The 15,813-nt window shown below is 35.0% G+C and carries 16 protein-coding genes; 2 read left to right on the top strand and 14 right to left on the bottom strand.

What is annotated here, in order from left to right; all coding sequences use genetic code 11:
- Positions 1–431: 431 nt before the first annotated feature.
- The 5 genes from motS to ACK4M9_RS07435 form a co-directional block, all read right to left on the bottom strand.
- Positions 432–1,205 carry a flagellar motor protein MotS gene (gene motS, locus ACK4M9_RS07455; RefSeq protein ID WP_409848981.1) on the bottom strand — a complete coding sequence of 258 codons (774 nt, stop codon included), beginning with the start codon at positions 1,203–1,205 and terminating at the stop codon, positions 432–434.
- A complete protein-coding gene (gene motP, locus ACK4M9_RS07450) occupies positions 1,195–2,010 on the bottom strand; it encodes a flagellar motor protein MotP (protein ID WP_409848979.1) in 816 nt (271 codons plus the stop codon). The genes motS and motP overlap by 11 nt, the downstream gene beginning before the upstream one ends.
- Positions 2,011–2,050: 40 nt before the next feature.
- Positions 2,051–3,049: a catabolite control protein A gene (ccpA, locus tag ACK4M9_RS07445; protein WP_409848976.1), complete on the bottom strand. Its 999-nt coding sequence runs from the start codon at positions 3,047–3,049 to the stop codon at positions 2,051–2,053.
- 293 nt (positions 3,050–3,342) lie between these two features.
- Complete coding sequence (locus tag ACK4M9_RS07440; RefSeq protein WP_409848974.1) at positions 3,343–3,897, bottom strand: hypothetical protein; 555 nt, start codon at positions 3,895–3,897, stop codon at positions 3,343–3,345.
- A gap of 262 nt (positions 3,898–4,159) precedes the next feature.
- On the bottom strand, positions 4,160–5,236 hold the full coding sequence (locus tag ACK4M9_RS07435) for a bifunctional 3-deoxy-7-phosphoheptulonate synthase/chorismate mutase (RefSeq protein WP_409848973.1): 1,077 nt from the start codon (positions 5,234–5,236) through the stop codon (positions 4,160–4,162).
- Between the two features lie 226 nt (positions 5,237–5,462).
- On the opposite strand from ACK4M9_RS07435, the gene ACK4M9_RS07430 reads away from it, so the two are divergent.
- On the top strand, positions 5,463–7,628 hold the full coding sequence (locus ACK4M9_RS07430; protein ID WP_409848972.1) for a cell division protein FtsA: 2,166 nt from the start codon (positions 5,463–5,465) through the stop codon (positions 7,626–7,628).
- Between the two features lie 133 nt (positions 7,629–7,761).
- Here the strand turns inward: ACK4M9_RS07430 and ytxJ are convergent, their stop codons facing one another.
- The 3 genes from ytxJ to ACK4M9_RS07415 form a co-directional block, all read right to left on the bottom strand.
- Entirely contained in the window at positions 7,762–8,082 is a 321-nt protein-coding gene (gene ytxJ, locus ACK4M9_RS07425; RefSeq protein ID WP_409848971.1) for a bacillithiol system redox-active protein YtxJ, read from the bottom strand.
- A 145-nt stretch (positions 8,083–8,227) separates the two neighbouring features.
- Positions 8,228–8,695, bottom strand: a complete 468-nt coding sequence (locus tag ACK4M9_RS07420; RefSeq protein WP_409848970.1) for a YtxH domain-containing protein — start codon at positions 8,693–8,695, stop codon at positions 8,228–8,230.
- Positions 8,696–8,781: 86 nt separating this feature from the next.
- Complete coding sequence (locus tag ACK4M9_RS07415; RefSeq protein ID WP_409848969.1) at positions 8,782–9,216, bottom strand: DUF948 domain-containing protein; 435 nt, start codon at positions 9,214–9,216, stop codon at positions 8,782–8,784.
- A gap of 264 nt (positions 9,217–9,480) precedes the next feature.
- Here ACK4M9_RS07415 and ACK4M9_RS07410 point away from each other — a divergent pair, with 264 nt between their 5' ends.
- Positions 9,481–10,596: an aminopeptidase gene (locus ACK4M9_RS07410; protein WP_409848968.1), complete on the top strand. Its 1,116-nt coding sequence runs from the start codon at positions 9,481–9,483 to the stop codon at positions 10,594–10,596.
- Positions 10,597–10,682: 86 nt separating this feature from the next.
- Here the strand turns inward: ACK4M9_RS07410 and murC are convergent, their stop codons facing one another.
- From murC to ACK4M9_RS07380, 6 genes are all read right to left on the bottom strand, one after another.
- Complete coding sequence (gene murC / locus ACK4M9_RS07405) at positions 10,683–11,978, bottom strand: UDP-N-acetylmuramate--L-alanine ligase (RefSeq protein WP_409848967.1); 1,296 nt, start codon at positions 11,976–11,978, stop codon at positions 10,683–10,685.
- Positions 11,979–12,294: 316 nt separating this feature from the next.
- The gene (locus ACK4M9_RS07400; protein ID WP_409848966.1) at positions 12,295–13,392 is read right to left on the bottom strand and encodes a mechanosensitive ion channel family protein; all 1,098 of its coding nucleotides are present in this window, start codon (positions 13,390–13,392) and stop codon (positions 12,295–12,297) included.
- A gap of 91 nt (positions 13,393–13,483) precedes the next feature.
- On the bottom strand, positions 13,484–13,627 hold the full coding sequence (locus tag ACK4M9_RS07395; protein WP_409848965.1) for a hypothetical protein: 144 nt from the start codon (positions 13,625–13,627) through the stop codon (positions 13,484–13,486).
- Positions 13,628–13,654: 27 nt separating this feature from the next.
- The gene (locus tag ACK4M9_RS07390) at positions 13,655–13,957 is read right to left on the bottom strand and encodes a hypothetical protein (protein WP_409848964.1); all 303 of its coding nucleotides are present in this window, start codon (positions 13,955–13,957) and stop codon (positions 13,655–13,657) included.
- Between the two features lie 94 nt (positions 13,958–14,051).
- Entirely contained in the window at positions 14,052–14,585 is a 534-nt protein-coding gene (locus ACK4M9_RS07385) for a GNAT family N-acetyltransferase (protein WP_409848963.1), read from the bottom strand.
- Positions 14,586–14,715: 130 nt separating this feature from the next.
- Positions 14,716–15,813, bottom strand: a complete 1,098-nt coding sequence (locus tag ACK4M9_RS07380; protein ID WP_409848962.1) for a nicotinate phosphoribosyltransferase — start codon at positions 15,811–15,813, stop codon at positions 14,716–14,718.

Raw genomic sequence — 15,813 nt, 5'->3', positions numbered from 1 at the left:
TCCTGACAGCCGTCCAGTATTATCCGATTTAAGTTTTACAAATACCATTCTACATTATTCTTTGGTATTGTAGCTATAAATAAACAAACGAATGTTTATTGCTGATTAACTCTTATTTTCTTATAAAAAAAGTATTAAGCATAGACTATATTTTTTATATCAACAATTCTAAATAAAAATAATACAACTTTTTATTTTTGTCGCTAGATTTCCTTGAACAAGCCTCTAAAATTCTTTGGAATTTTACAGCGAAGAGAAAGGAAATCCGTGACTGTAAAAATGGAGATGTTGTCGGCTACAATAAATAATTTGGATTTTAATCGACATAATAGAATTAAATAAAACCCAGGAATCGCTTCCTAGGTTTTACTTATTTTCTAGCTTGTCCTACAAGTTCTTTTCTAGTTACTACTAGCAAAAATGCGCTTCATTTAGAATAATTCATTTTGATTGTAACTAGGATCTGAGATAACAATTACAACTCGTCTATTTTTTTGAAGATTTGTATCATTTGTATTAGGTACAACTGGTCTCGTGTCTCCATAACCTACAGCGAGAAACCGGTACGGATCAAGATCATTAATTTCTGTAAAGTAACGGATAACACTACTAGCTCTAGCACCTGAAAGTTCCCAGTTTGATGGATAGCGAAACGTACTAATAGGACGACTATCAGTATGTCCTTCTACCTTTACTAAGTTAGGAATTGTTTCTAGTAACGTGCCAACCTTTGTTAAAAATGGTTTCGCACCATCTAGTATTTGGGCTTCACCTGATTCAAAAAGAGTTCGTTCTTGAAGAATTAGGACGACACCACGGTCATCCCTAGTAGCAGAAATTACATCATTCAATTCGTTTTCTTGTAAGAACTCCTGTACTTCTTGAAAAAGTTGATCTAAATCATAATCATTGTCTTTTTCCTTTTTCCTAACGTCATTAAAAGGATCATTCACATCGTCAGAAGGATCTCTCTTCACGCTGATATCTTCAGCAGGATTTTCAAAGGGTATTAAAGAAGGATAAAAATCAAAGATTGCACGTTGTTGAAATGATTCAGCTACGGCACGAAACTTTGTTGCATCTACTACTGACATAGAGAATAATAGAATAAAGAATACTAGAATGAGAGTCATTAAATCTGAAAAAGTTACCATCCATTTCGGGGCGCCCTTATCTTGATTTTTCTGTTGCCTTCTACGCTCCATCTAATACTACTCCTTCCCCTTCTTCTTCTAAAATCTTCTTACTATTTTCAGGGAGGAATGCACTTAATTTTTCTTCAAGTATTTTAGGATTTTGTCCCGATTGAACACCTATAACACCTTCAACAATGATTTGTTTAACGAATACTTCTTCTTCAGTTTTATTTGCTAGTTTACTAGCCATTGGAATAAAAACTAGATTAGCAAGTAATGATCCATATAAAGTCGTTAACAAGGCAATAGCCATATTAGGACCTAATGTTGCTGGATCATTTAGATTTTGAAGCATTAACACTAAACCAACAAGGGTACCAATCATTCCCCAAGCAGGAGCATATTCACCACATTTTTCTATAATAGCTCGACCTTTACGATGGCGTTCTTCCATCGCTACAACTTCTGCCATCATAATATCCTTGATAATATCAGGTTCAATACCATCTACAGCCAGTAATACGCCTTTCTTTATAAACTGGTCGTCGACCTCTTCCAGTGTAGACTCAAGTGCTAATAAGCCCTCTCTTCTGGCCTTTGTCGAAAGCTCGACAAACGTATTTATTAAGGTCGGCAAGTCTTGACGGTCCTCACGGAATGCCTCCTTAAATACTTTAGGAACCAGTTTAATTTCTGGTATTGTAAAATTGATTAACAAGGCTGCAATTAACCCACCAAAAACGACGAATATAGACGCTGCCTGAATAAAGTAAAAAACACCACTTAAGCTATTGCTACTACTATATATAGCAAACATAACCATCGTTAAACCTAAAAATATTCCTATTGGTGTCAATAAGTCAGTTCTTTTCATATCCCTCTCCCTAACTGCATTACATAGCTTATCTTTTTAATTACTTAGTCGAATCTCGAAACTCAATTCGATGCGGAAGGAGTACAACTTCATCAGATACTTCTTCTTTATTCATATATTTAGTTAACAATCGCATCGAAACTGCCCCAATATCATACATTGGTTGAACAACAGAAGTTAAAGTTGGTCTAACCATTGCTGCCAATCTTGTGTTATCAAAACCAACTACTTCTAGATCCTCAGGTACATTTAAACCTCTATCCTGTGCTCCGTGAATAATACCTAAAGCCATTTCATCTGTTCCAGCAAAAATAGCCGTTGGACGCTCACTTAATTCTAAGAATTTTTCCATTGCTTCAATCCCGGAATCATACGTATAGTCACCGACAACAACATAATCCTCACTAAAGCTAATTCCAGCTTCGTCAAGAGCCTTTCTAAATCCAGCATACTTTTGGTAGCCATTAACAGGATCCTCTAATGAGCCTGTAAGCATCCCAATCTTGCTGTGACCATTATTAATTAGAAACTGAACAGCATCAAAAGCCGCTTCCTCATAGTTGATGTTAACCGAAGGGAATTCTCTTTTTTGATCTACTGTTGCTGATAATACAATTGGAACTGGTGAACGCTTAAATTCTTCTACATGGTCTTCTGTAATTTGTCCACCCATAAAGACAATTCCATCCACTTGTTTTTCTAACAATGTATTAATGAGGTGAATTTCCTTATCTTTGTTTTGATCAGAGTTACATAGGATGATGTTATATTTATACATTGTTGCGATATCTTCAATTCCCCTTGCCAATTCGGCAAAAAAGATACTTGAAATATCTGGAATGATAACTCCGACAGTAGTTGTTCGTTTGCTAGCCAAACCACGTGCTACTGCGTTTGGACGATAACCTAACTTAGCAATTGCTTCTAAAACTTTCTTTCTTGTTGTCGGTTTAACATTAGGGTTCCCGTTTACGACACGGGAAACTGTTGCCATTGAAACTCCTGCTTCTCTTGCTACATCATAAATTGTTGTATTCACGTTACCAACGCCTCCTAAATAACCATTAGAATGATTATTATATTTTCTGTTTTTAATTTTATCATACGACACATTTAGGAGGTCTTCAATGACTTTACTCTACTTATATCGACAAGAAATCCAAAAATTTTAGCTATTATTTGTTTTGCCGTTTTTTTTTTCTCCTAAATAGTTATATTGACATTGTACACTAAATTACGACAAGAAATGATAGTGAATTTATACCTGATTTTAATTACTTTTTTATCCCAATTTTTGTGACTTAAGTAATTCTTAGATTATATAAAAGTATTTTAATTATAAAGAACCGTTTTTTGAACTATTTTTGGATTTTCCCCTAACCGGTTTTTCATAATCGTGTACTGGATCCGAGTGTTCGTATCTGACTTTAGCTCCATTTCTACAACACTTTGAACTGTTGTATGCTGAACTACTTTAATAGTGTCTGGGTCAGCATCATGGATACTAAACCAGTTAATATCATCATTTGAAACTGCTAAAAATTCATAATCTACACTTTTACTTAAATCACTAAGTTTTCTAGACATCGTCTCTGCAAGTTCGTCTGATAAGTACATTTGATAATAAAGAAATAAATCGTTTTTTGTAATAATAGGATCAGAAAATACTTTGATCCCAACGTCATTGATGGTCGCTTCCTGTAAAGGCCTTCTCATCATCATTTCTGCTTCATATAAAAATGCTATAAGCTTCTCATATTCATAATCCGTTACCACTGGTTGTGTATATTGAGAGTATTCAAGAGGGGTATCCATCTGACCTCGAAAATACCCACAACCACTAATAACTAGAACTAAAAGAATACTAACAAATAAAATTGCCTTCATAATCCCAACTCCTAACCCATTTTTTGTTAGGATATCTCTTGGACTCGGGAACTATACTGATTTGAAACTAGAAAATACAAATTAGATTGGTACTTTTAATCCCTATTAATTCTCACTTTTTGTTATAAAAGAAAGAGACCGTCCCATAAGTGTCAGAGCACCTCGAAGTCATACTATAGATAGATGTGTATGTTTGTACAACCTCTATTTATATAGTAGGCGAAGTGACAGATACTTTGATTTAAGACAGCCTCTGAATTTATTATAGTTTGTAAAGTCCTGATTCGCGTAGGTCACCCATGAATTTTGCAAATTGCTCAAAATCCATTTGCTGTGCTGAATCCGAAAGGGCTACAGCCGGATCTGGATGAACTTCTGTCATGACCGCATCCGCTCCGATTGCTAAAGCTGCTTTGGCAGTAGGTAGTAGTAAATCTCTTCTACCCGTTGAGTGCGTTACATCAACAACTACGGGTAAGTGGGTCTCCTGCTTTAAGATTGGAACAGCTGATATATCTAATGTATTTCTTGTTGCTTTTTCATAGGTTCGTATCCCACGCTCACAGAGAATGATGTTTCCGTTACCTTTAGAAATAATATATTCCGCTGCATTAATGAACTCCTCGATTGTAGCTGACAATCCACGTTTTAGTAATACTGGTTTATTTACAGATCCAGCAGCTTTTAGTAATTCGAAGTTTTGCATGTTTCTTGCACCTATTTGAATAACATCAATATATTCTACAGCTGCTTCAATATCCCTAGGGTCAACTATTTCACTAATTACAGCCATATCGAATTCGTCTGCAACACGTTTTAAAATTTGTAGACCTTCGAGACCTAGACCCTGGAAATCATAAGGAGAAGTTCTTGGCTTGAACGCACCACCACGTAATAATTTTAACCCTTGTTCTTTTAATACTTTTGCAACACTTGCAACCTGTTCATAGCTTTCTACTGAACATGGGCCAGCTATTAAACGTTGTTGTCCGTCTCCGATTGTTTCACCTTTAACATTTACAATTGTGTCTTCAGGGTGCTTCTTTCTAGAAACTAAAAGTACTTTACGATTATCATCTTCCTGCAACTCTAGACCTGCCTTAAATATTTGCTTAAATAGATGCTGTAATGTAGAAGTCTCAAATGGTCCTTCATTGTTTACAGCAATTAAGTCTAACATTTTTCGTTCGCGGACTGGATCAAAGCGGTTTACACCTTGGGCACTTTTTAATTTACCTATATCTTGCACTAACTTAGCTCTTTCATTGATTGTATCTAATAACTTAAGGTTTACCTCATCTAACCTATTTCTCAACTCTTCTAACTGCTCATTACCCATTCTTAGTCCACTCCTCGTTTAGTTATTTAAAAGTTTCTAAAAATATGATACATTTCATATAAGTTAGGAATTATTATAAACGATTACAGATTACTTGTCACGAATTTCCTCTTTATTAATTAAACGCTTTTAAGCGTTAAAGTGTACAATCGTTGTACATTTATATTTAACTCATCAAAAAATTCATACTAAATTATGCACATAACCCTATAAAGAAGGTGTATTAATGGAACAATCACCAATTTTCGGTCTTGATATTGGGACACGCTCAGTAGTTGGACTACTCTTAAAAAAGAATGAGACAAGCTATGAGATCCTCGATATGGAAATTGAAGAACACGAAGAACGTTCAATGGTCGACGGCCAAATCCATAACGTAATCGCCGTTACAAAAGTAATTACATCTATTAAGCAAAAATTAGAAGAAAAACACGGTCCGCTTCATAAAGTTTGTGTAGCCGCTGCTGGCCGATCGTTAAAAACAAAACGCTCGAAAATTGAAGTAGATATTACGAAAAAGCCAATGTTTGAACACCAAGATATCCTTCATTTAGAACTAAGTGCCGTGCAAAAAGCACAGTATGAAATTGCTCTAGAACACGAAGGACAAAAAAGTGTGAATTATTTTTGCGTAGGTTATTCTGTTTTATCGTATCAGCTTGATGGTGAAGAAATAGGTAGTCTTGTAGATCAAATCGGCTACGTCGCTTCTGTTGAAGTAATTGCAACTTTTTTACCAAAAGTTGTTGTCGAGTCATTAATCGCCGCTTTAAACAGGGCTGGTTTAGAACTTGAAGCACTAACACTAGAACCAATTGCAGCTATTAATGTTTTAATTCCACCAACAATGAGGCGATTAAATGTTGCTCTAGTAGATATCGGTGCAGGAACTTCGGATATCGCTATCACTGATTTAGGGACAGTTACGGCCTATGGAATGGTCCCTGTCGCTGGCGATGAAATTACTGAAGCAATCAGCGATCACTTTTTACTTGATTTTCCTGAAGCAGAAATTGTAAAAAGGAAATTATTCTCGCAAGAAGAGGTAATTATTAAAGATATTTTAGGTTTTGAAACGACTCATTCCCGTGAAGAAGTTATTGAACCGATTTCAAAAGCAATCGAAAACCTAGCAAATAGTATAACGACTGAAATTCTAACACTAAACAAAAAACCACCTAAGGCAGTCATGTTGGTAGGTGGTGGTTCGATGACACCAAATTTAGCTAAAGTGATCGCAAACTATTTGCAGTTGCCTGAAAATCGAGTAGCGATACGAGGAATTGATGCGATTAGAGATTTAATCATACCTGAAAATATTAAGGCTGGCCCAGAACTTGTTACACCAATTGGTATTGCGATTGCCGCAAAAGAAAGCCCTGTAGAATATGTAAGTGTTAAAGTAAATGATCAAACAATACGACTGTTTGATATTAAACAACTGACAGTTGGTGATGGACTACTTGCTGCTGGTATTGAACTTTCCAAACTATATGGTAAGCCAGGCCTTGCAATTATGGTAAAAGTTAATGATCGTCTTATTTCTATCCCTGGTGAACATGGCAAAGCTCCAATCTTAGAAAAAAATGGACAAAGTTCTTCACTAGATGCGCCTTTAAGTAATGGTGATACTATTTTTGTTCAAGGTGGTGCTGATGGAAAAAGCGCTAAAGCTACAGTAGGAAATGTTATCGAGGTTTTGCCGACTAAGGCTGTCACGATTAACGAAAAGGAATACCATATAGAGGCTACAGTTATTAAAAACGGGAAAGCCGTGTCGCTATCAGAGGAGATTTTCGATCGTGATGAATTAATCATCGAAAACTCTAGTACACTTAGCTCGATTTTAAAGACCCTTAAGCTCTACGACCTTATTCAAAGTTTAAAGCCTTTTGAAGTATCATTAAATGGTAGGAAAATATCCATAATAAATGAAGATAAAATTAACAAAAATGGGTTAAATGCTACAGCTAACTCCATTGTTCAACATGGAGATTGCATTTCAATTAAAGGAGTTTTAGAACAGCAATACACTATCGAGAGGCTTCTGATCCAAGAAGCAGTTGCTATCTCTCATGATATTAGTGTTTATTTTAATGGCAAGCCTGTTCATATTTCCAAACCATTAGTAGAAGTGAAACGTGGCTCAGAACTTCTTCATGTAAAAAGTATTATCCATCATGGCGACGAATTGACTGCTAGTTTTAAGCAAAAGGAGCCTTTTATTTTTCAAGATGTTTTTCGCTTTGTTGAGTTTAATTTTACAGCTCAAGCAAATAAGACGCTAACTATTTTGCGAAATGATACAAATGCTACGTTTTCAACCTCTATCCACACTGGTGACCGTTTAGAAATTAAATGGATCGAAAAAGAGGCTGTCCCAAGAGCATAGTAACCGTCACCCAAGGCACGATACGTAGAGTTCTACTTAAGAACAATACTAGTATCGTGCCTAAACAGGGTGAGCTATCACTTATGGAACAACCTCTTTTTTCAGTATGAAATGGTAGGTGGCCTACCTTTAGTTAAAACTTTTCTTTTAAATTTTTATAAGTAATATTCCAATGCGATGTATGCCAAGCTACATTGTCATTATTAAAGAGTAATACTTGGGGACTTTCGTGCTTAATTGCAAACCTTTCTGCAATTTCATTAGAGAAAGGTCTTGATTCCTGAACGTTCAAATAATAAATAGACTCTTCTAGTTCATCTGCAAATTTTTCATATTGGCGAAAAGCCTCATGACTGACAGGGCAAGTCGTACTATTTTTTAGAAATAGTACCTTATCCTTATCTTTTAGTAGTTGTTCGAGTTCCTGAAAACTTGTTAATTTCTCCAGTGACATAACATTAACCCCTTTTTATATATTTAATTTTTTTTTTACTTACCACTAGTGCTATTACCCTTAACTATTCTTTTTAAAAGGACAAAATAAAGGCTCCCCCCATAATCATTTAGGGAAGCCCTTATGCTGTAATTTTTTTATTCTCTTAGGCTTTTGAGGAAGCTGTTTCCTCATCACTAGCCTGTTCTTCTAATACTGCCTCATGAAGCTCTGCTACTTCTTTTTTAACTGTATTGGCAATCTCAATCCCAGCTTCTTCAAAATCTGCAGTAAGATCATCAGCAGATTGACTAAGCTCCTCTACATCTTTCCTTACACTTTCTGTTAATTCTTTCACGCGTCCTACTAAATGGGAAGATTGTTCTGATACAGTTTTAGCTATTGTCGAAGATTTTTCCTTTGCTAAACTCGCATATTGCGAACCTTTTTCAAGTGCAGTTTGAGTTAGACCAGATGTTTTTTCCTTCGCAGTTAACGCTTGGTTGTTTAGTTCTTCTCTTAATTCTTTTCCTGTTTTAGGGGCTAGTAATAAAGCTGAAGCAGCTCCTACCAATCCGCCTACTAAAGCACCAATTAAAAAATCTTTTGTATTCATATTGTTATCATTACTCATTTCTTCTTCCTCCCTTATATAATAATATTTATTCAAACATAGGCAAATGGTGTATGTACAAATGCCTAACAAGCACAGATGGACATCTAGACCTGATTTTTTTGCTCAAATTCCTTTTTCGCTTTCCACTTTGAATATAGATCAATAATGACATTGCCCCATTGGACGGTTTGAGCTATGTTATCACTTTGTTGCTCTGTTGTTTTTGCGACAGTATCACTAACTTTGCGAATCGAACGATTTAATCCACTTAATGAACCGCCAAGTTCTTTCACAGAGTCAAAGACAGTATTTAGTGATTTTGATTTTTCTTGGATATCATCAGCTAATTGATTAGTTTTATGTAGTAATTCTGTCGTTTCTCTTGTGAGCCCGTCCATTTGTTTATTTAACCCTTCCATTGTATTAGCAACATTAAGCAGCGTTTTTTGGACCGCTGTTAATGTTTTCGCAATGTAAATGACTAAAACCGCAAATGCAATTGCCACTAGGGCTACACTTAAATATAAAATGATTTCCATTTTTACACCCCCTTGGTGAAATTCAAATTGTTCTATTTCATATACCCCTTTTTTATATGGATGAAACTATTTAGGTATAGTTTAGATGCTTAATATTCCCATTCAGAAATCCCTACTTAATTTTAGCATTACTTTACCTATTCTACAAAGCATCCACATTCCCTTTAAATAAAACCGAAAAAATAATTGATTAAATTAGACGAAATATATAAAGAAAGGTTAAACTATTTTTAGACTCGAATTAATTATTTTAGGAGGAACTATATGCGTGACCCAAGAATTCAAATATTAGCAAAAAATTTAATTAATTACTCTGTAAGACTACAAAAAGGTGAAAATGTTTTAATTGAAAACTTCGGTCTTCAGAAGGAACTTGTAAAAGCCCTAGTTGCCGAAGCTTATAAAGCAGGTGGAAACCCTTTTGTCTCTCTTAAAGATCATGAAGTCGACCGTGCATTATTACTTGATGCAAATGAAGAACAACTAAATCTTATCGCAGAATTCGAAGCAAATGTGATGAAAAAAATGGATGCCTACATTGGCTTACGAGCTGGAGATAACATTAATGAACTTTCAGATGTTCCATCTGAAAAGATGGCGCTTCATGGAAAAACAGTTGGAACAAAAGTACATAGAGAAATCCGTGTTCCAAAAACAAAATGGGTTGTGCTCCGGTATCCAAGCGCATCAATGGCTCAGTTAGCTGGTATGAGCACAGAGGCGTTTGAAGACTTCTATTTTAACGTCTGTAATTTAGATTATGGCAAGATGGATAAAGCAATGGATGCATTAGTAGAGTTGATGGATAAAACAGATAAAGTCCGTATCACTGGTAATGGTACTGATTTATCTTTTTCAATAAAAGATATCCCTTCTATTAAATGTGCTGGGGAAATGAATATTCCTGATGGTGAGGTTTACACAGCTCCAGTTAAAAACTCAGTGAATGGAACGATTACTTATAACACCCCATCACCTTATCAAGGTTTCACTTTTGAAAATATTAAGTTGACGTTTAAAGATGGTAAAATCATTGAGGCAACCGCTAACGATACGGATCGATTAAATAAAATATTTGATACTGATGAGGGCGCTCGTTATATCGGCGAGTTTGCTATTGGTGTTAATCCTTACATTCAACATCCGATGCAGGACATTTTATTTGATGAAAAAATAGATGGAAGCTTCCACTTCACTCCTGGTCAGTGTTATGATGAAGCTTCAAACGATAACCAATCATCGATCCATTGGGATATTGTTTATATTCAACGCCCGGAATACGGTGGCGGTGAAATGTACTTTGATGATGTTCTAATTCGAAAAGATGGTCGATTTGTTATTGATGAGTTACAAGGTTTAAATCCTGAAAACTTAAAGTAAGATTTATCATTCGTACTCTAGAACAATAACGATTTTGATTTTCTTAACGAGAAAGGTGGATGACTGTTGTCATCCACCTTTTGTTTTTATAGTGTATTTTCATATGCTTGTTGAAATTTTTGAATGTCACCTGCACCCATAAATAGTAAAACACCTGAATGATGTTGTTTCAATTTTTCAATATCTTCCTCATGAATCAGTTTGGCATTTGGAATTAAATTTTGTAAGTCTTGGATCGTTAATACTCCACTATTTTCTCTTGCCGATGCAAAAATGTCACATAAATAAACTTGATTTGCCTTAGTCAAGCTAGCTGCAAATTCGTCTAAAAAGGCTTTTGTTCTTGTAAATGTGTGAGGTTGGAAAATAGCTACAACTTCTTTTTGTGGATATTTTTGCTTTGTCGCTTCAATCGTTGCAGATATTTCAGTTGGGTGGTGGGCGTAATCATCGATTAATACTTGCTCACCAATAAATTTTTCACTGAAACGACGCTTAACACCAGGGAATGACTTAAGCTGATCTGAAATAATTTGGAGCGGAACATCTTCATAATGGCATAAAGCAATCACTGCTAAAGCATTTTTAACATTATGGTTACCGTAACCTGGGATCGTGATTGACCCGTAAAACGTATTTCGAACAAATACATCAAACGTAGTTCCTTCAGTTGTTGCTTTAATATTTTTTCCTTGAAAATCGTTATGGTCTTCTAAACCATAAAATACTACAGGAACTTGAGCTTGAATACTTTGGAGATGCTCATCATCGCCACAAGCGATAATCGCTTTTTTTACTTGCATCGCCATTTCCTGAAAAGCTGAAAAAACGTCTTTTACATCTGTAAAGTAGTCAGGATGATCAAAATCAATATTTGTCATGATCGCATAGTCTGGCTTATAGTTCAGAAAATGCCTTCGATACTCACAAGCCTCAAACACAAAATATTCGCTATCTTCTTCACCTTTTCCAGTCCCGTCACCAATAAGGAACGATGTCGGCTTTGCCGCACTTAAGACGTGCGATAAAAGGCCAGTTGTTGAGGTTTTACCATGAGAACCTGTGACAGCTACACTCGTAAAATTTTGAATAAACTGCCCTAAAAATAACGGATACTTATGAACATCCATCGATTTTTCAAGAGCTTCGGAAATTTCTTCATGATCTTCACCATAAGCAGGAGAAGCAATAAGCGTCTGCCCTTCTTGAATATTCCCTCTATCAAACGAGAAAATTTCAATTCCTTTTTCTTCTAAAGGCTTCTGTGTAAAGAAAGTTTTATCAATATCTGAACCTTGTACTTTAAACTTCATGTCATGTAACACTTGAGCAAGTGCACTCATTCCAGACCCTTTAATTCCAATAAAATGGTAGATTGTCATACGTTGGACCTCCACACTTCTGTAATAACCTATTCAATATTGCTATGCATCCAAACATTTTAGGAACGTAATTACTATATGACTGTTTGATAAGTCACTTACTACCTCAATTAAGTATATGCCTAATATGTATAAATGTTATTTTTTTGAACACATCCTGAATTATTATAACAGAAATTATTTTGCATCACCATGGGGAAAGTAAATTCTAGGTCAATACTGCCCTAAAACTTTTCAGTGAGATTACTACGAACGGCTATTATACTTTTTTATATTCTATCCAAGAAAGGTAAAATAATGAGCAATTATTCAGTTTTTAGTTTTGTAATTCAACAGTAGTATCTTCTTTCGACTTCGGTTTTGATTCGATATATATACTCCTTGAAGGAAAAGCAATCGAAATCCCTTCTGTTTGGGTAATACCGAGGATCTTAAGATTAATATCCTCCTTTACTTTTAAATATTCGCCCCAAACTGTCGTCTTCGTAAAAAAATATAAGAAAATATCAAGACTACTTTTATTAAACCCATCGAAGTGAACGAAAATTGTTTCTTGATCGATTTCAGGGTGATTTCTTAATAACTCTTCGATTTTTTTTATGAATGTATGTAACTTGTTTTTTGGGGTATTTAAAGTTACACCTAAATGAAAGCTTATTTGCCGTTTACCCATCTTTGACCAATTTAAGATCGCTGTATTTGCTAAAGTAGAATTAGGTACTGTTACTAATGCTTGGCGGAATGCTCGAATTCTCGTACTACGGAAATTGATTTCTTCTACGATTCCCTCTACATCTTTTGTTTTAATCCAATCACCTTTTGTGAAAGGTTTTTCAGTCATAATAATAAAGCCCCCAAAAAAGTCTTCAATCATTTCTTGAGCTGCAAAGGCTAAAGCAAGTCCACCTAAACCTAAACCAGCAACAAATCCATTAATATCAAACTCCCACTCTCTGGCAATCACACTTAAACTAAGTGCAACAACAATAAACCGCAATACTTTTGATAGAAAAGGTATTAATATTTTATCAACTTCAACATGTATTCTGTTCCCGATGTTTTCAAACAAAAAGGACGAAGCAGCAGTTAAATTATATAAGCCCGTTGTAATTAAGATAATGATTAACGTCCTATAGATTTGAATGATTAACTCTTCATATCCATGTTCATAAGGCAAAGTAACGATAGCTAAATATAAACCTAGAAATACAAAAAACCACCTTAACGGTTTTTCAAAAGCAATAAAGATATTTGTAAAAAATGATGTAGGTGACTTCTTTGCGATTTTTAAAATGATTTTAAATACATATTTTGTAAACAGCTTTCTAAGTACTAGAAAAAAGATAAATATAAACAAAGAAACGCCGATATCTACCCAAATCGGTAATGATAATAAAATCTCAATTAGTTCCATTTATGTACCTCGTCACGATATGTTTTCTTATATTATCTGCTATTTTTGCAAAATTGAAAAGGAGAAAGGCCACCCTCGGGCAGCCTATACGCTATGAAAAAGCTTTTATTCCTAGAACAAAATGAACGAATAGAAATACAAAAACCATTAAGAGTAAGCCCATAAATAAGCCATTTAAAGATTCTTTCACAAAAAACTGTGCTTGTGAATCCTTCTTTTTCTCAACGTTGTTCATTGTTAACCCACCTTTCTTCTAAAATAACTAGAAGAAGTGGGCATAAAAAGACGTATTAAATTTAATAACCATTAATAATTCAAACCTTTTAATTAAATAGATTGGAGAATAAAGAAAGTCTCCTTTCAAAGAATTTTCTAAAGCTAGAAGTTGAAAACTCTTTATGAGGTGAATTACATGATCATTACATTCATTTGAAGAAAGAAAAGCATAATCGTCATTTTTATCTTCAGCATACTGAATACTTAAGAGGTGATCATTATTTCCTTCTCCATAAACAGAAAAGGGAAAAATTAAGAGAAAAATTAATAATAATTTTATAGAGTTCATTAAAAAAACCTCTTTAAATAATCAATATTATTAGCTTGGAACTACTATATAAGATTCTTTTCTATTATACAAGTTTTTCTTACTCAGTTTCTTCTTACGCTTGTTCTTTCAGTAATCCATAAACATATGTATCATGGGCAATATCATTTTGATACATGTATTGTTTTAATACACCTTCTTTTACAAACCCTAAGCTTAAAAGCAATTGGTTCGATGCAACATTTTCAACAAACACTACTGCACCAATACGAGTTAATCCGAGATCATTGAAACCATAATCAAGTATTTTTGTTATTACCTCTGTAGCATAGCCCTTTCGCCAATGGTTCGGATGGAGTTCATAGCCAATTTCTGCACGTTTATGCTTTAGTGACAAGGCATTAAACCCAACTGTACCAATAAACTCTTTTGAATCTTTGAGCTCGATGCCCCATCTAATCCCTCTTTTATCGCGATAGCTCTGTGCAAAAAAAGTAACAAATCCTTTTGCATCTTCTTCATTCTTTAACGTTTCCTGGCCATAATATTTAGTTACTTCTTCATTAGCAAAACAAGCAAAAATTCCTGACGTGTCGGCTTCAGTTATTTCCCTTAATACAAGCCTTTCTGTTTCTAGCATCGGAAACATAAACTTCTCTCCTCTAATTTATAATCTTCTTAAATTTATTCTTCACAACTATGAAATTTCCTTTATTAGGATTAATATCGACGTCAAATAGAAAAACACACAAGCTAATAAAAAACTTGTGTGTTGGTATTTAATCTATTTTCTCTAGGCGAGGATTAGGTCTATATTTACGACCTGTTTTGGCCTGATGCTTTCCGTTTAATAGAACGTTATCACCTGTAAAACCGATATTGATCTTTAATAAACTTCCACCAACACCGTAAATATCAACAGGTACTCCCTTTTTTTCATATTCAGCAATACGCTTTGCGTCAAAGCCACCTGATCCGATGATCTTCACATGATGAAAGCCTTCTTCATCAAGTGCTTTACGAAGAGCAAAAATCAGTTCTGGATTTGCTCCACGAGGATCAAAAGATCCTAAAACGTCTGGATTTCTAAAAAAGTATTGGTCAACCATCGTTCTTGATGTATCAATACGAACACCTTTCAACTCGCTGCCAAATTCTCTAGCTACTTTAAGGGCATCGGTAATAACATCGTTATTATAATCGACAAGAGCCATAAGGTCATCCTCTGGAAAGGTTTCCTTATATGCTTTCGTTGCTGCCACGACATCGCCTTCGAACAACTGTATTAAGGCGTGCGGCATCGTCCCCATACCTTTCTTCCCCCACCATTCATTCATCGCATGTGTGGCTTGAGCAATCGAACCTCCTATGTAAGCTGCATATCCGTCACCAGCTTGCTGAGTAAAATGATCATCACGATCTCCCATAAAGATGACAGGCTTTTTAACCCCAGATAAACTAGCTGCCTTAACAACATTGTATACATTCGTCGCAACAGAAGTACGTCTAGCTAAGATACCATCAATGATTCCTTCTAAATATCCGAAATTTTGATACGGACCGGTAATTGTTAAGACCGTTTCAAACGGCTGAATTTTATCACCATCTTTTAAAGAATGAATTTCAAGCTCGTCCGTATTTTTCGCAAACGTCTTAACTAATGCGATAACTTCATCAGTCCCGCACAGAACAGCGTCAGTTTTCTGAAAAAATTGCATTGTAACAACATTATCCTTCTTAAAACGATCTACGATTTCGCTCGTTTTCAGAAAGTATACTGCTGAAAACCACCCTTCACGAACACGTTCGTCAAACTTAAACGTATTATTTGTTAATCTTTTTATTTTTCCTTCTACCTTAAGTTTTATCTCTTTCAT

It is taken from the genome of Anaerobacillus sp., assembly GCF_046314235.1.
Classification (GTDB): Bacteria; Bacillota; Bacilli; order Bacillales; family Anaerobacillaceae; genus Anaerobacillus.
The sequence above is the reverse complement of the archived record's forward strand: the minus strand, read 5'-3'. Positions and strand labels throughout refer to the sequence as shown.

Bases quoted from the DNA above. Each gene is read 5' to 3' on its own strand.
- motS (WP_409848981.1), bottom strand. From the start codon at position 1,205: ATGGAGCGTAGAAGGCAACAGAAAAATCAAGATAAGGGCGCCCCGAAA.
- motP (WP_409848979.1), bottom strand. From the start codon at position 2,010: ATGAAAAGAACTGACTTATTGACACCAATAGGAATATTTTTAGGTTTA.
- ACK4M9_RS07440 (WP_409848974.1), bottom strand. From the start codon at position 3,897: ATGAAGGCAATTTTATTTGTTAGTATTCTTTTAGTTCTAGTTATTAGT.
- ACK4M9_RS07435 (WP_409848973.1), bottom strand. From the start codon at position 5,236: ATGGGTAATGAGCAGTTAGAAGAGTTGAGAAATAGGTTAGATGAGGTA.
- ACK4M9_RS07430 (WP_409848972.1), top strand. From the start codon at position 5,463: ATGGAACAATCACCAATTTTCGGTCTTGATATTGGGACACGCTCAGTA.
- ytxJ (WP_409848971.1), bottom strand. From the start codon at position 8,082: ATGTCACTGGAGAAATTAACAAGTTTTCAGGAACTCGAACAACTACTA.
- ACK4M9_RS07420 (WP_409848970.1), bottom strand. From the start codon at position 8,695: ATGAGTAATGATAACAATATGAATACAAAAGATTTTTTAATTGGTGCT.
- ACK4M9_RS07415 (WP_409848969.1), bottom strand. From the start codon at position 9,216: ATGGAAATCATTTTATATTTAAGTGTAGCCCTAGTGGCAATTGCATTT.
- ACK4M9_RS07410 (WP_409848968.1), top strand. From the start codon at position 9,481: ATGCGTGACCCAAGAATTCAAATATTAGCAAAAAATTTAATTAATTAC.
- murC (WP_409848967.1), bottom strand. From the start codon at position 11,978: ATGACAATCTACCATTTTATTGGAATTAAAGGGTCTGGAATGAGTGCA.
- ACK4M9_RS07400 (WP_409848966.1), bottom strand. From the start codon at position 13,392: ATGGAACTAATTGAGATTTTATTATCATTACCGATTTGGGTAGATATC.
- ACK4M9_RS07395 (WP_409848965.1), bottom strand. From the start codon at position 13,627: ATGAACAACGTTGAGAAAAAGAAGGATTCACAAGCACAGTTTTTTGTG.
- ACK4M9_RS07390 (WP_409848964.1), bottom strand. From the start codon at position 13,957: ATGAACTCTATAAAATTATTATTAATTTTTCTCTTAATTTTTCCCTTT.
- ACK4M9_RS07385 (WP_409848963.1), bottom strand. From the start codon at position 14,585: ATGTTTCCGATGCTAGAAACAGAAAGGCTTGTATTAAGGGAAATAACT.
- ACK4M9_RS07380 (WP_409848962.1), bottom strand. From the start codon at position 15,813: ATGAAAGAGATAAAACTTAAGGTAGAAGGAAAAATAAAAAGATTAACA.